General features: G+C 70.2%; 12 protein-coding genes. 9 read left to right on the top strand and 3 right to left on the bottom strand.

The window, feature by feature from the left end; translation table 11 throughout:
- Positions 1-28 precede the first annotated feature (28 nt).
- The 8 genes from rpsT (at position 29) to M1105_RS11830 (ending at position 10,337) form a co-directional block, all read left to right on the top strand.
- Positions 29-295 carry a 30S ribosomal protein S20 gene (rpsT, locus tag M1105_RS11865; protein WP_249580583.1) on the top strand — a complete coding sequence of 89 codons (267 nt, stop codon included), beginning with the start codon at positions 29-31 and terminating at the stop codon, positions 293-295.
- A 359-nt stretch (positions 296-654) separates the two neighbouring features.
- Positions 655-1,116 carry a rhodanese-like domain-containing protein gene (locus tag M1105_RS11860; protein WP_249580582.1) on the top strand — a complete coding sequence of 154 codons (462 nt, stop codon included), beginning with the start codon at positions 655-657 and terminating at the stop codon, positions 1,114-1,116.
- Between the two features lie 483 nt (positions 1,117-1,599).
- Positions 1,600-2,994: a chromosomal replication initiator protein DnaA gene (dnaA, locus tag M1105_RS11855; RefSeq protein WP_264759607.1), complete on the top strand. Its 1,395-nt coding sequence runs from the start codon at positions 1,600-1,602 to the stop codon at positions 2,992-2,994.
- A gap of 130 nt (positions 2,995-3,124) precedes the next feature.
- Complete coding sequence (gene dnaN, locus M1105_RS11850) at positions 3,125-4,243, top strand: DNA polymerase III subunit beta (protein ID WP_249580581.1); 1,119 nt, start codon at positions 3,125-3,127, stop codon at positions 4,241-4,243.
- A 91-nt stretch (positions 4,244-4,334) separates the two neighbouring features.
- On the top strand, positions 4,335-5,483 hold the full coding sequence (recF, locus tag M1105_RS11845; protein WP_249580580.1) for a DNA replication/repair protein RecF: 1,149 nt from the start codon (positions 4,335-4,337) through the stop codon (positions 5,481-5,483).
- A gap of 47 nt (positions 5,484-5,530) precedes the next feature.
- A complete protein-coding gene (gyrB, locus tag M1105_RS11840; RefSeq protein ID WP_249580579.1) occupies positions 5,531-7,936 on the top strand; it encodes a DNA topoisomerase (ATP-hydrolyzing) subunit B in 2,406 nt (801 codons plus the stop codon).
- Positions 7,937-8,041: 105 nt separating this feature from the next.
- Positions 8,042-9,055: a DMT family transporter gene (locus M1105_RS11835; RefSeq protein ID WP_249580578.1), complete on the top strand. Its 1,014-nt coding sequence runs from the start codon at positions 8,042-8,044 to the stop codon at positions 9,053-9,055.
- A gap of 7 nt (positions 9,056-9,062) precedes the next feature.
- Positions 9,063-10,337 (top strand): glycerate kinase type-2 family protein, encoded by a 1,275-nt coding sequence (locus tag M1105_RS11830; protein ID WP_249580577.1) that lies wholly within the window; start codon positions 9,063-9,065, stop codon positions 10,335-10,337.
- Positions 10,338-10,738: 401 nt separating this feature from the next.
- Here the strand turns inward: M1105_RS11830 and M1105_RS11825 are convergent, their stop codons facing one another.
- Positions 10,739-12,337, bottom strand: a complete 1,599-nt coding sequence (locus M1105_RS11825) for a thiamine pyrophosphate-binding protein (RefSeq protein WP_249580576.1) — start codon at positions 12,335-12,337, stop codon at positions 10,739-10,741.
- Between the two features lie 82 nt (positions 12,338-12,419).
- Positions 12,420-12,959: an adenine phosphoribosyltransferase gene (locus M1105_RS11820; RefSeq protein ID WP_249580575.1), complete on the bottom strand. Its 540-nt coding sequence runs from the start codon at positions 12,957-12,959 to the stop codon at positions 12,420-12,422.
- Between the two features lie 166 nt (positions 12,960-13,125).
- Here M1105_RS11820 and M1105_RS11815 point away from each other — a divergent pair, with 166 nt between their 5' ends.
- Complete coding sequence (locus M1105_RS11815) at positions 13,126-13,869, top strand: Crp/Fnr family transcriptional regulator (RefSeq protein ID WP_249580574.1); 744 nt, start codon at positions 13,126-13,128, stop codon at positions 13,867-13,869.
- Between the two features lie 88 nt (positions 13,870-13,957).
- On the opposite strand, the gene M1105_RS11810 is transcribed toward M1105_RS11815, so the two are convergent.
- A complete protein-coding gene (locus M1105_RS11810; protein WP_249580573.1) occupies positions 13,958-14,200 on the bottom strand; it encodes a CDGSH iron-sulfur domain-containing protein in 243 nt (80 codons plus the stop codon).
- Positions 14,201-14,319 lie beyond the last annotated feature (119 nt).

The following is a 14,319-nucleotide window of genomic DNA, read 5'->3' as shown; positions in this document are numbered from 1 at the left end:
CCCGGAATCGAGGATACGGACGATCAAGATGGCCAACAATCCGCAGGCAAAGAAGCGCGCACGTCAGACGCTCAAGCGCACCGAGATCAACAAGGCGCGCCGCTCGCGGATCCGCACCTTCATCCGCAAGGTCGAGGAGGCGATCGCGACCGGCAACCAGGCGACCGCGCTCGCGGCGCTCCAGGCCGCTCAGCCCGAGATCATGCGCGGCGTGACCAAGGGCGTGCTGCACAAGAACACGGCCAGCCGCAAGGTCTCGCGCCTGCATCACCGGATCGGCAAGCTGTCGGCCTGACCCCCGCACTGACGGGCACGCATCGGCGCCGCCTCACCCCGGGGCGGCGTTTTTGCATCACTGTCATCGAACCGAGATGTTCGCGTTTCGGACCGGTTGTCGAAAAGACGATTCTGTGGAATCGTGTCGCCTCATCTTCCCGCGCTCCAGGGACGATCTCACAAATAATGACCGATCAATCGTGCGGCTGCGTCAATCGAACGACGCGGCGTTACTTGCCATTCCGAAATAACGTTAGAGATTCTTCCCGCCCAATTGGTCGAATTTCTTGCCCGATCGGGTCGGATTCCTGTTGCCCCGAATCTTGCCCGGAGCTTAGTTCGGCTTGGCGTGGCAGAACAGAAACGGACAGGGCGGAGATGATGTCGGCAGGGCTTGGCGTGACGGTCGATGTGGTTGACCCAGGCGAGGCTTGGCACCTTCTCGAGACCGACCCTTCCGCCCAGCTCGTGGACGTGCGCACGCGGGCCGAATGGAGCTTCGTGGGCCTGCCGGACCTCTCGGCGCTCGGGCGCCAGGTCTGGCCGATCGAGTGGCTCAGCTTCCCCGCGATGACCCCCAATCCCGGCTTCGTCGACTCGGTGGCCGAAGCGCTGCGGCGGGACGGCGGCAGGATGCCGTCGCGAATCCTCTTCATTTGCCGCTCGGGGGCACGCTCGCTGGCCGCGGCCCGCGCCGTGGCCGAGGCGATCGGGCCCGGCAGCGGCCTCGAGCACTGCACCAATGTCGCCGAGGGTTTCGAGGGCGACCTCGATTCGGACGGTCATCGCGGCACGCTGAACGGCTGGAAGACGCGCGGCCTGCCGTGGCGGCAGAGCTGACGGAATTCGGGCGCCGGGCCCGTTAACTCGGCAGAACGACACGGGACGCCAAGATCCCGGAGGTCAGGAGCACAGTGCACTTCGCAAGCGGGCCGCATGGCCTGTGGCGAGAATGTTTTCCTGACCGAGACGACGGCGAGGGGCGAGAACCGCTCACGCTTTGCGCCACCGCGGGGCCCGAAAGGGCGCACCGGGTGGCAAAGTGGGGGCGCAAGCCCGGCAGTTGGCGGCGTGTGCGGCCGCGTGGTGATGTGTGGCGTGGATCATCGGGCGCGGACCCGATGAGGGCTGGGCGTTTCCCGCCGAACCTCCCCCGGACAGGCCCGGGCGGGGATCGGGACTTCCAACGGCGACGACCCGGACCAACCGGGCGCAGGCGACAGAACCGGGACCGAACCGGTCGATCTTCGTGAGGGCGAGCAGGCATGAGGAGTGGTTCAAGTCGGGGGTGGGAAGATGCCTTTGCAGGAAAGGAGCGCCGCCATGTCTGGTTCCGTCAGCGGGCTGGAGGGGGTCTGGCGCGACGTTCTGATCATGGCGCGGCGCGAGTTCGGCGATAAGGCGGTCGAGCAGTGGCTCGGCCAGGTTTCGCTGGTCGGCCTCAGCCAGGATCTCGCGACCCTGGTCGCGCCCACCCGATTCCTTGCCGACTGGATCGAGCGCAATTTCGGCCAGGCGCTCGTCCGGATGCTTGGCCATGCCGAGCCGGAGGTGCGCCGCATTCAGGTCGTGGTGCAGGACCGCGTCCTGCGCGCACCGATCCGGCTCCCCGAGCCCGCGATGGTCGCGCCGTCGGCGCCCGCCGTCCCGGCGCCGTTGCCCGAGACCGACCGGGTCCTGAACTCGGCCCCGCTCGACCCGCGCTTCACCTTCGACAGCTTCGTCGTCGGCAAGCCGAACGAGCTTGCACACGCCGCCGCGCGCCGCGTGGCCGACTGCCCGGACGCGAGCTTCAACCCGGTGTTCCTGCATGGCGGCGTCGGCCTCGGCAAGACGCACCTGATGCACGCGATCGCCTCGCACCTGCAGGCCACGCGCCCCGGGGTGAAGGTGCTGTATCTGTCGGCCGAGCAGTTCATGTACCGCTTCATCCAGGCGCTCAGGTTCCGCGACACCCTCTCCTTCAAGGAGGAATTCCGCTCGGTCGACGTGCTGATGGTCGATGACGTGCAGTTCATCGCCGGCAAGGATTCGACGCAGGAGGAATTCTTCCACACCTTCAACGCGCTGATCGACCAGAAGAAGCAGATCGTGATCTCTGGCGACAGCTCGCCCGACCGCATCGAGGGCATCGAGGAGCGGATCCGCTCACGCCTGCAATGGGGCCTCGTGGTCGACATCCACCCCGCCGATTACGAGCTGCGCCTCGGCATCCTGCATTCCAAGGCCGAGCGCATCATGGCGACGCATCCCGAGATCGTGCTCGACCCCAAGGTGCTCGAGATGCTGGCGCACCGCATCAACTCGAATGTCCGCGTGCTCGAGGGGGCGCTGACGCGCCTCGTCGCCTTCGCCTCGCTGGTGGGGCGGCGGATCGACCTCGACATGGCCATGGAATGCCTCGCGGACCTGCTGCGCGCCGCCGAGCGCAAGGTCACGATCGACGAGATCAAGCGCCGCGTCGCCGACCACTACAACCTGCGCCTCTCCGACCTCGTGTCGGCGCGGCGCGCGCGCGCCGTCGCCCGGCCGCGGCAGGTGGCGATGTATCTCGCCAAGACCCTGACCTCGAAGAGCCTGCCCGAAATCGGCCGCGGCTTTGGTGGGCGCGACCACACCACCGTGATCCACGCCGTCAAGAAGATCGAGAGCCTGCGCGAGAGCGACGGTCAGCTCTCCGAGGATGTCGAGCTTCTGCGGCGTATGTTGGAGGGGTGAGCCCCTCCGACCCCTGCATCTTGTGGCATTCTGGCATTGATCCGGCCCCGGATTTGACTAGTCTGGGTGTCCCGAAAAATCTGCCGGGCGGCCCCAAGCGGGCCGCCTTCGCGAGGGAATGGATCACGCGATGAAGGTCTCGATCGAACGCGCCCAGCTTCTGAAGGCCATGAGCCGCGCCCAGGGCGTGGTCGAGCGCAAGAACACCATCCCGATCCTCGCGAACGTGCTGATCGAGGCCGAGGGCGGCAGCGTCAGCCTGCGCGCGACCGACCTCGACATCGAGGTGATCGAGCGCCTGCCCGCGATGGTCGAGCAGGCGGGCGCCACCACCGTGGCCGCGCACCTGCTGTTCGAGATCGTGCGCAAGCTGCCCGAGGGCGCGCAGCTTCAGCTCATCGCCGACACGGCCTCGGGCCGGCTCGACGTGATCGCAGGGCGCTCGCGCTTCTCGCTCGCGACGCTGCCGCGCGAGGACTTCCCCGTGATGGCCTCGAGCGAGTACCGGGTCTCCTACGCCGCGCCGGTGCCGACGCTGCGCCGGCTGTTCGACAAGTCGCAATTCGCGGTGTCGACCGAGGAGACGCGCTACTACCTCAACGGCGTGTTCCTGCATGTCGCGGAGGGCGCCGAGGGCCCGGTGCTGCGCGCGGTCGCGACCGACGGCCACCGCCTCGCCCGGATCGACGCCCCCCTGCCCGACGGCGCCGACGGCGCGCCCGGCGTGATCGTGCCGCGCAAGACCGTGGGCGAACTTCGCAAGCTGCTGGAGGCGGACGACGGCGAGGTGGCGATCTCGGTCTCCGAGACCAAGATCCGCTTCTCGGTCGACGGGCTCGTGCTCACCTCGAAGGTGATCGACGGCGCCTTCCCCGACTATTCCCGCGTGATCCCCACCGCCAACAGCCGCAAGATGGAGGTGGACGCGAAGGAGTTCGCCCGCGCCGTCGACCGCGTCGCGACCGTCAGTCAGGAACGCTCGCGCGCCGTCAAGCTCAGCCTCGATCACGACCGTCTGGGCCTCTCGGTCAACTCGCCCGAGGCAGGCTCGGCCGCCGACGAGCTGACGGTTGCCTATGACGACGAGCCGCTCGAGATCGGCTTCAACGCGCGCTACCTGCTGGAGATCGCCGGCCAGATCGACCGCGAGAACGCGGTCTTCCTGTTCGCCGACCCCGGCGCGCCGACGCTGGTGCGCGAGGGCGAGGACCTCTCGGCCGTCTATGTCGTGATGCCGATGCGGGTCTGACGGGCCCCGCGCGCGCCATGCGCCCCGATGCTGCGGCGCGCACCCTCCGGCGCGGGGACGTCGCCACGTCGCCGCCCGCCGGACCGCAGCCATGAGCCGATCCGCCATCCTCAGCCTGCGCCTCGCGCAGTTCCGCTCCTACGACGCTGCCACGGTCGAGACCGGCGGCGCCTCGGTCGCGCTCCACGGGCCGAACGGGGCCGGCAAGACCAACCTGCTCGAGGCGGTCTCGATGCTCTCGCCCGGACGCGGCCTGCGACGGGCGGGGGCCGAGGAGATCCCGCGCCGCGGCGGGCCCGGCTGGCGCATCCGCGCCGAGGTCGAGACGCCCACGGCCGAAGTCGAGATCGTCACCGGCGTCGAGGGCGAGGGCGAGACGCGGCGCTCGGTCGAGATCGACGGCAAGCCCGCGCCGCAGACGCGGCTGGCCGAACTCGTCGGCATGGTCTGGCTTACCCCTGCGATGGACCGCCTGTGGACCGAGGGCGCGACCGAGCGGCGCGGCTTCCTCGACCGCCTGACCATGGGCTTCACCCCCAGCCACGCCGAGGCCGCGACAGGCTACGAGAAGGCCATGCGCGCCCGCAACCGCCTGTTGCGCGAGCCGCCCTGGGACGACGCCTGGCTCGGCGGCATCGAGGCGCAGATGGCCCGCCTCGGCGCCCGGATCGCCCGGGCACGCGCCGCCGCGCTGATCCGTCTCGTCGCGGCCCAGCGGGGGGCGCAAACATTGTTTCCGCGCGCCGATCTGGCTATCTTGGGAGACATGGAAACCCGCTTTCATCAAGCCCTTGCCGAAGGGGGCGATCCCGACACGCTGGAGGCTGAGGAAGCGGCGGGGCTGGCGCGCGCGCTGGCCCTCGGGCGCGCCCGCGACGCGGCGGCGGGACGCACGCTGGACGGGCCGCACCGCTCGGATCTCGAGGCCGTCTATGCCGAAAAGGCAATGCCGGCGCGGGCTTGTTCGACGGGCGAGCAGAAGGCTCTCCTCATCTCGCTGGTGCTGGGCCATGCCAGGGCGCTGGCCGAGGCGACTGGGGCCGCGCCGATCCTGCTGCTCGACGAGGTGGCCGCCCATCTCGACGCCGGGCGCAGGCATGCGCTCCACGCCGAGATCGGGGCGTTGGGCGCGCAGGCCTGGATGACCGGCACCGGGCCGGAGCTGTTCGACGGGCTGGACGGCGCCCGGATGATCGCCGTGAGCGAGTCGGATGGCCGCTCGCACCTCGCCGCCGCCTGACCGGGCCGCGGCGCAACATGACAACGATACGGGTCAGGACCTGACAGATGGCAGAGAACGGGCAGAACGGCGAGGACTACGGCGCCGAGTCGATCAAGGTGCTCAAGGGCCTCGAGGCGGTGCGCAAGCGCCCCGGCATGTATATCGGCGACACCGATGACGGCTCGGGCCTGCACCACATGGTCTACGAGGTGGTGGACAACGCCATCGACGAGGCGCTGGCGGGTTATGCCGACCACGTCAAGGTCGTGCTCCACGCCGACGGCTCGGTGTCGGTGACCGACAACGGGCGCGGCATCCCGACCGACATCCACCCCGAGGAGGGCGTCTCGGCGGCCGAGGTCATCATGACCCAGCTCCACGCGGGCGGGAAATTCGACCAGAACAGCTACAAGGTCTCGGGCGGGTTGCACGGCGTGGGCGTGTCGGTGGTCAACGCGCTGTCGGACTGGCTTGAACTGACGGTCTGGCGCAGCGGAAAGGAACATCAGGCCCGCTTCGAGCGCGGCGAGACGGTGAAGCACCTCACCGTCACGGGCGACGCAAAGGGCCAGCGCGGAACGCGGGTGCGCTTCCTCGCCTCGACCTCGACCTTCTCGAACGTCGACTACAGCCTCAAGACGCTCGAGCACCGGCTGCGCGAGCTCGCCTTCCTCAATTCCGGCGTGCGCATCATCCTGCGCGACCAGCGCCATGCCGACGCGGTCGAGCAGGAGCTGTTCTACGAGGGCGGTGTCGAGGCCTTCGTGCGCTACCTCGACCGCTCGAAACAGCCGCTGATCTCGAACCCGATCGTGATCCGGGGCGAGCGCGACGGCATCTCGATCGACGCGGCCCTGTGGTGGAACGACGGCTACCACGAGAACATGCTCTGCTTCACCAACAACATCCCGCAGAAGGATGGCGGCACGCATCTCGCGGGCTTCCGCGGCGCGCTCACCCGCACGATCAACGCCTACGCCGCCTCGTCGGGACTGGCGAAGAAGGAGAAGATCAGCTTCACCGGCGACGACGCGCGCGAGGGGCTGACCTGCGTGCTGTCGGTCAAGGTGCCCGACCCGAAATTCTCGTCCCAGACCAAGGAGAAGCTGGTCTCGTCCGAGGTCCGCCCCGCGGTCGAGAGCCTGATGGCCGAGAAGCTGGCCGAATGGTTCGAGGAAAACCCCGCCGACGCGCGCCAGATCGTCGGCAAGATCGTCGAGGCGGCGCTCGCGCGCGAAGCCGCGCGCAAGGCGCGTGAACTCACGCGCCGCAAGACCGCGATGGACGTGGCCTCGCTGCCCGGCAAGCTCGCCGACTGCCAGGAGAAGGACCCGGCCAAGTCCGAGCTCTTCATCGTCGAGGGCGACTCGGCCGGCGGCTCGGCCAAGCAGGGGCGGAGCCGCGCCAACCAGGCGGTGCTGCCCCTGCGCGGCAAGATCCTCAATGTCGAGCGCGCGCGTTTCGACAAGATGCTGTCGAGCCAGGAGATCGGGACCCTCATCACCGCGCTCGGCACCGGCATCGGGCGTGAGGAGTTCAACCTCGGCAAGCTGCGCTACCACAAGATCGTCATCATGACGGACGCCGACGTCGATGGCGCGCATATCCGCACGCTCCTGCTGACCTTCTTCTACCGCCAGATGCCGGAGCTGATCGAGGCCGGGCACCTCTTCATTGCCCAGCCGCCGCTCTACAAGGTCACCCGGCGCGGCCAGTCGGTCTATTGCAAGGACGAGCGCGGACTCGAGGACTACCTGATCCGCGAGGGGATAGAGGCCGCGACCCTGGTACTCGGCTCGGGCGAGCAGATCGCCGGCGCCGACCTCATCCGGCTGGTCGAGGAGGCGCGTCGCGTCAGGGCGGTGCTCAACGCCTTCCCACCCAGCTACCCGCGCTTCATCCTCGAGCAGATGGCCATCGCGGGCGCCATGGCGCCGGGGGTGACGCCGGAGAAGGCGGCGGCCGTCGCCGCGCGCCTCGACGCGCTGGCGCCCGAGACCGAGCGCGGCTGGCAGGGCGAAGCGACGCCCGATGGCGGCGTGCGCTTCACCCGCGTCCTGCGCGGCGTGGCCGAGACCCGCGCGATCGACGCCTTCGCGCTGCGGGCGGCCGAGGCGCGCAGGCTGGCCGAGCTTGGCCCCGGTCTTGCCGAGACCTATGCCGCGCCCGCACGGCTGGTGCGCAAGGACCGCGAGACGGCGATCCGCTCGCCCTCGGAACTCCTCGACGTCATCATGGCCGAGGGCGAGAAGGGGCTGACACTGCAGCGCTACAAGGGCCTTGGCGAGATGAACGCCGACCAGCTGTGGGAGACCACGCTCGACCCCGAGGCGCGCACGCTGTTGCAGGTCCGCATCGAGCACATGGCGGATGCCGACGAGATCTTCTCCAAGCTCATGGGCGACGTGGTGGAGCCGCGGCGCAACTTCATCCAGGAAAACGCCCTCTCGGTCGCCAATCTCGACATCTGACGGGGGCGCGCGCCCGGTCGCGCGCCTTCGCGACGCGATCCGCCGCGAAGGCGCGCGACCGGGCGCGCGCCCTGCCCGCATCCTGACGCCCGAGGAGGGGCCGCGATGACGACCGCGACCGAGGAGAGCGCCGCCCCCGGGCGGCACGCGGGCGGGATCGGCCTGATCCTGTTCGCCATGCTCTGCTTTGCGGTGCAGGACGCGAGCGTCAAGGCGATCGCCGGAGAGGTGTCGCTGTGGCAGCTTCAGACGGTGCGCTCGGCGGCGACGCTTCTCATCCTCGCTGTCGTCGCGCGCGCCATCCTTGGCGGGCAGACGCTCCTGCCCACGCGGTGGCGCTGGCCGCTGATCCGATCCGTCGTGTTCTCGGGCGCCTATCTGTTCTTCTACGCGTCGCTGCCGTTCCTCACGCTCACGCAGGCGGTGTCGGCCTTCTTCATCGGGCCTTTGCTGATCACCGTGTTGGCCGCGTTGATCCTGGGCGAGCAGATCGGGCCGCGGCGCATCGTGGCGGTGATCGCGGGCTTCTGCGGTGTGCTGCTGATCATCCGGCCGGCGTCGGGCGAGATCCAGCTTGCCGTGCTGCTGCCGCTGGCGGCGGCGGTGTGCTACGCGCTGGGCGTGATCACCACGCGCTGGCGCTGCGTGGGAGAATCCTCGATCGCGCTGACCTTCACGCATAACATCCTCTACACCGTCATCGGGCTTGCCGGCATCGCGGCGGTGAGCCTGCTGCCGCTCGACGCCGCAACGCGCGCAGCCCTGCCCTTCATCGCGACCGGCTGGCACCATGCGGGGATCGCGGTCTTCGCGGTGATGGTCGGCACCGCCGTGACCCATGTCTGCGGCATGATGTCGAGCATCCAGGCCTATCGGCGCGAGGAGGCGAGCCGCATCGCCCCCTTCGAGTATAGCTACCTCGCCATCATGCCGGTGTTCGACCTCGCCTTCTGGGACGAGTTGCCGGCGCCGCAGACATTGGCCGGTATGGCGCTGATCGCGGTCTCGGGGGCGTTCGTCGCCCGCCGCGAGGGCCGCGCCGCGCGCCCCCGCGTCGCCGGCCCCGCCGAGGCCGCCGCCGATGCCCCGTGGACAGCCGCCGGGGATGAGGGCAAATAACGTGCCCATGACCAGCTTCGCCCCTCCCCCCGCCGACCCCCGCGCGCTGCTGCGCGCCATGTTCGACGCGGCCGTCGCCGCCGCCGACCCAATGGCGATGCTGGCCCGCCACCTGCCCGCCCCGCCGAAGGGCCGCACGGTGGTGGTGGGCGCCGGCAAGGCCTCGGCCCGGATGGCCGAGGCGCTCGAGGCCGCCTGGGACGGCCCGCTCTCGGGCGTCGTGATCACCCGCTACGGCCACGCCTGCCCGACCCGGCAGATCGAAATCGTCGAATCCTCGCATCCCGTGCCCGACGAGGCCGGGCGGCGCGGCGCCGAGCGGGTGCTGGCGGCGGTGCAGGGGCTGACCGAGGACGACCTCGTGATCGCACTGATCTCGGGCGGCGGCTCGGCGCTGATGACGCTGCCCGCGGGCGACATCACGCTGGCCGAGAAGCAGGCGGTGAACCGCGCGCTGCTGGCCTGTGGCGCCGCGATCGGCGAGATGAACGTGCTGCGCAAGCACCTCTCGGCCATCAAGGGCGGGCGGCTTGCGGCCGCGGCGTGGCCCGCGCGCGTGGTGGGGTTGCTGATCTCGGACGTGCCGGGCGACGACCCCGCGGTGATCGCCTCGGGGCCCACGGTGGGCGAGCGCTCGACGCCCGAGGACGCCCGCGCGATCGTCCGACGATTCGGGCTTGAGCTGCCCGAGAGCGTGACGCGGCACCTGGCCGCCACCGATGGCTGCCCGGCGCCCGACGATCCGCGCCTGTCGCGCACCGAGAACCACGTGATCGCGGCGCCCCAGCTTTCTCTCGAGGCCGCGGCCGAGGTTGCGCGCACAGCCGGCGTGACGCCCCTGATCCTCGGCGACAGCCTCGAGGGCGAGGCGCGCGAGATGGGCAAGGTGATGGCCGGGATCGCCGCGCAGGTTCTGAGCCACGGCCAGCCCCTGCCGCGGCCCTGCGTGCTGCTGTCGGGCGGCGAGACCACCGTGACCCTGCGCGGCAGGGGGCGGGGCGGGCGCAACGTCGAGTTCCTGCTGGGCCTCGCCGTCGCGCTCGACGGCCGCCCGGTCTGGGCGCTCGCGGGCGACACTGACGGCGTGGACGGGGCCGAGGAGGTGGCGGGCGCCATCGCCACCCCCGACACGCTGACGCGCGCGCGCGCCGCGGGGCTAGATGCCCGCGCCGAGCTTGCGAACAACAACGCCCATGCCTTCTTCGAGGCGCTGGGCGATCAGGTCATCACCGGGCCCACGCTCACGAACGTCAACGACTTCCGCGCGATCCTGATCCCCTGAAATTCAGCGGCGTCGCGGGGCGCTGCCCCGCGACCGAGTCATGCGCTCTCAAAGCGCCTTGCGGCGCTCTGCGAGCCGGTTGTTGTGGCTGGGGGGAAGCGGCAGGGTCGCTTCTCGGCGAGGGTGATCCGAAGCTCGCGGCGCATCAACTCGCTGCCCAGGACCTGATCCGGGGACAAGCGGCTTGCGACCGTCGCCTGCGGCGATCCTTGACCCGCCGCGAGTTTGGGTGGCCCCCTCATGCCACGTTGCGCTGATCCGGGCTTACGCGGCTCAGGCCAGACTGCGTGCCGCGCGCTTGACCCCCGGGCCACCTGCCTTGGGTGATCCCATCGAGGCCCCGGCGCGGGACCGGGGCAGCGGCGTCTTCCCGGCTCGGTTCCAGTCAGTGCGAGCCGGTATCAGATCAGCCCGTCATAGGCCCGGCGCGGGATTTCCACCTCGATCAGCGTGAAGCGGTTGGCCCTGAGCGCGTCCTCGAGCGCCGGGCCCGCCTCGCCCGGCCCCCGCACCGTCACGCCAATGCCGCCGAAGAGCCGTGCGAGGCCCGCGAAATCGGTGCGGCCGAAATCGACGCCCGCGTTATGCAACCCCTCCTTGCGCTGCTTCAATTCGATCAGCGCGAGGGATCGGTCGACGAACACCACCACCACCACGGGCTCGCCGGAGTCGCGCAGGGTGGCAAGCTCGCCCAGCACCATCTCGGCGCAGCCGTCGCCCATGAACGCGACCGCCGGGCGTTGGGGCGCCGCGATCCGGTGCCCCAGCGCCAGCGGCAGCGCGCAGCCCATGGTGCAGAGCCCGGTGGACTGGATCAGCGCGCGCGGGTGACGTGCGAAGAAGTGCTGGCTCAGCAGGATCCGGTGCGCGCCGCTGTCGACGCTCGCCACCGCGTCCCCGGGCAGCACGACCAGCATCTCGGCCATCGCGACATCGGGGCCCCAGTCTGCCTTCGGACGCAACGCCTCCAGAAGCCGCGCGCGCACCGCCCCCGGCGTGCCGCATGGCCACAGCCCCTCGCCCACCCGTCCCAGCGCCGCGAGCCCGCCCGCGACCGAGCACACCCAGGAGAGCCCCGCATGGTGCATGTCATGGGTGTTGGGCGCATGGACAAATTCGATCGCTCGCGCCGGGTCCCACGGGTCGCGCCAGCCGATGCGCATCTCGATCGGGTCATAGCCGGCGGATATCACGACATCCGCCTCGCGCAGCAAGGGCAGCAGGATCGCGTCGGCCTTGGGGCTGAGGCCATGCCCGCCAAGGGATAGCGGATGATCCTCGGGCAGCACGCCCTTGGCCTTGTAGGTGGTCACCACGGGAATGCCACCCGCCTCGGCGAAGGCACGCAGGGCTTCGGCCCCGCCCGGCTCGTTCAGCACGTCGAGCCCCGCGACGATCACGGGCCGCCGCGCCGCCGCAAGCATCTCGCGCGCGCGGTCGAGCGCCTCGCCCGGCGCGGGCGCGGTCGGCAGCACGGGGCCGCGCAGCACGCCGCGCGGGGCGGGCTCCTCGCCCGCTGCCACCTTGATCGGCAGGTCGATATGCACCGGCCCCGGCCGGCCCGAGGTGGCGATGCCGATCGCCTTGTCGACCATCACGTCCACCGCGCCGGAGGCGGCGGTGAAGCTCGCCTTGCAGACCCGCGCGAAGACCGCGCCATGGTCGAACACCTGGTGCGTGTAGGTCATGGCGACCGCAGGATCGACCATGCCCGAGATCACGATCAGCGGCACCCTGTCCTGTTCGGCATTCGCCACCACGTTGAAGGCATTGGCGATGCCCGGCCCCACCGTCGCGACCAGCACACCCGGCGCCCCGGTCGCGTGCCATGCCCCCTCGGCCATGAAGCCGGCCGCGTTCTCGTGCCTCGCGAGGTGGAAGCGGATGCCGGCCCGCACCAGCGCGTCAATCAGCGTCAGGACCTCGCCGCCCGGGATGCCGAAGGCGTGGCGCACGCCCGCAGCATGGAGGCGGGCGGCGATGATCTCGGCGGCGTTCATGGGCGGCTCCTCGAGCGGGAAGGCTGGGTCACTCTCGCAGGCTCCCCGCCCGCGCGAGAACGGGATCGCAACGGCGGCCGGCTCAGTCCCCGTCGAAGTCGCACAGCGTCAGCACGTCGATCCCCATTGCCCTGAGCCGCGCCTCGCCGCCCAGATCCGGCAGGTTCACCACGAAGGCCGCCGCCACGATGTGCCCGCCCAGCCGCTCGATCAGCTTGGCACCCGCAACCGCCGTGCCCCCGGTCGCCAGCAGGTCGTCGACCAGCAGCACCCGGGCGCCCGCGTCGAAGGCGTCGTGATGGATCTCGACGATCGCCTCGCCATATTCCAGCGAATAGGCCTCGGCCACGGTCGCGCCCGGCAACTTGCCCTTCTTGCGGATCGGCACGAAGGGCAGGCCCAGCTTGTAGGCGACCGCGCCGCCCAGGATGAAGCCACGCGCGTCCATCGCCGCGACCGTCGTGAGCCGGTCCCCGGTGAACGGGTTGGCCAGCGCATCCACCGCCTGCCGCAAGCCCGTCGCGTCGTTGAACAGCGTGGTGACGTCCCGGAACTGCACCCCGGGGATCGGGAAATCGGGGATCGTGCGGATATAGTCCTTGATCGGGCGCGTCTCGCTCATCGGCTCTCTCTCGCTGCGGCGGCGCGATCATAGTCGGGCGCGTTGGAAACTCAACGCCCGAGGGACCGCTGCGCCGGCGCGTTGGTTGACAGCCCCGCGCCGTACACCCACCTTCAAGCAATGATACGGGGCGCAGCCGCGCGCCCGTCAGGGGAGGTTGTCGCTGTTGAACCATCGCGCCCTCAGAACCGCCCCCGCCTGCGAAATCTGCAATGTGCATCACCTCGGGCTCTTCGCCGCGCTCGGCGAGCGGTCGATCGACGCGCTCGGCCGGATCTCGCACCGACGGCAGGTCCCCGCGGGCCGCGTGATCTCGTCCGAAGGCGCCCCAAGCCGCGAGGTTCATTGCCTGATCTCGGGCCTCGTGCGGCTGTCCAAGCTCCTGCCCGACGGGCGCGAGCAGATCGTGGGACTGATGCACCCCTCCGACTTCCTCGGCTGCACCTTCGCCGAGACCTGCTCGCTCACGGCGGTCGCGATCAGGGACACCGAGCTCTGCAGCTTCGACAAGGCCGCGTTCGAGGCATTGCTGCGCAAGGACCCGGACATCGAGCACGCGCTCCTGACGGAAGTGCTGCACGAGCTCGACGCTGCGCGCGACTGGATGGTGGTGCTGGGCCGCAAGTCGGGGATCGAGCGGGTGGCGAGCTTCCTGCTCTTCGTGATCCGCCGCGCCGACAAGCTCGGCTGCCGACACACGCTGCGCGGGACGCGGCCGGTCTACGAGCTGCCGCTCACCCGCGTCGATATCGGGCACTTCCTTGGCCTTTCGCTCGAGACCGTGAGCCGGCAGATCTCGCGGCTCGTGGCGGACGGCGTGATCGAGCTGATCGATCCGCGCCGCTTCCGCGTCCGCGACATCGCGCGGCTCGAGGAACTTGCGGCAACGGGCGAGAGCGTGGCCGGCTGACGGCGCAGGGGCGCCGCCGTCGTCGCCGCGCCGCTCGGTCGATCGCGATGTACTTCCATGCCCGGCAACTTGGCCGGGGCGCGATGCCTTACAGGCGGTTGTGCGTTCCGTCGCAGAGCGGCTTCTTCCCGCTCGCCTTGCAGCCGCAGAAGAACACCCTTCCTGCCTTCTGGGCGGTGTATCTCACTGGCACCAGCCCGGTATCCTTGTGGCTGCCATCGCAGAAGGGTTGCCGGGCGGACCGACCGCAGGCGCACCAGAAATAGGTCTTGCCCTCCTCGACCTCGACCGGGAACGGGGCTTTCTGCGCGGGGATCGGCTGTTCGGGCATGGGCGACTCCTCGGCTCTTGCGTCGCCCGATGCTCGGGGCGGACCGGCGGGAATGCAAGTCCCGCAACCGGTCGATCGCAGCGGCTCGCGGCGCGCGCCATCCTCGGCTGTCCGCGCGA

Origin of the sequence: Thermohalobaculum sediminis, assembly GCF_023487995.1 — a bacterium.
GTDB lineage: Bacteria > Pseudomonadota > Alphaproteobacteria > Rhodobacterales > Rhodobacteraceae > Thermohalobaculum > Thermohalobaculum sediminis.
The sequence above is the reverse complement of the archived record's forward strand: the minus strand, read 5'-3'. Positions and strand labels throughout refer to the sequence as shown.

What these genes read in the sequence shown, in the direction of transcription:
- M1105_RS11810 (WP_249580573.1), bottom strand. Translation starts at nt 14,200, where the DNA reads ATGCCCGAACAGCCGATCCCCGCGCAGAAAGCCCCGTTCCCGGTCGAG.
- M1105_RS11820 (WP_249580575.1), bottom strand. Translation starts at nt 12,959, where the DNA reads ATGAGCGAGACGCGCCCGATCAAGGACTATATCCGCACGATCCCCGAT.
- recF (WP_249580580.1), top strand. Translation starts at nt 4,335, where the DNA reads ATGAGCCGATCCGCCATCCTCAGCCTGCGCCTCGCGCAGTTCCGCTCC.
- rpsT (WP_249580583.1), top strand. Translation starts at nt 29, where the DNA reads ATGGCCAACAATCCGCAGGCAAAGAAGCGCGCACGTCAGACGCTCAAG.
- M1105_RS11830 (WP_249580577.1), top strand. Translation starts at nt 9,063, where the DNA reads ATGACCAGCTTCGCCCCTCCCCCCGCCGACCCCCGCGCGCTGCTGCGC.
- M1105_RS11835 (WP_249580578.1), top strand. Translation starts at nt 8,042, where the DNA reads ATGACGACCGCGACCGAGGAGAGCGCCGCCCCCGGGCGGCACGCGGGC.
- dnaN (WP_249580581.1), top strand. Translation starts at nt 3,125, where the DNA reads ATGAAGGTCTCGATCGAACGCGCCCAGCTTCTGAAGGCCATGAGCCGC.
- dnaA (WP_264759607.1), top strand. Translation starts at nt 1,600, where the DNA reads ATGTCTGGTTCCGTCAGCGGGCTGGAGGGGGTCTGGCGCGACGTTCTG.
- M1105_RS11825 (WP_249580576.1), bottom strand. Translation starts at nt 12,337, where the DNA reads ATGAACGCCGCCGAGATCATCGCCGCCCGCCTCCATGCTGCGGGCGTG.
- M1105_RS11860 (WP_249580582.1), top strand. Translation starts at nt 655, where the DNA reads ATGATGTCGGCAGGGCTTGGCGTGACGGTCGATGTGGTTGACCCAGGC.
- gyrB (WP_249580579.1), top strand. Translation starts at nt 5,531, where the DNA reads ATGGCAGAGAACGGGCAGAACGGCGAGGACTACGGCGCCGAGTCGATC.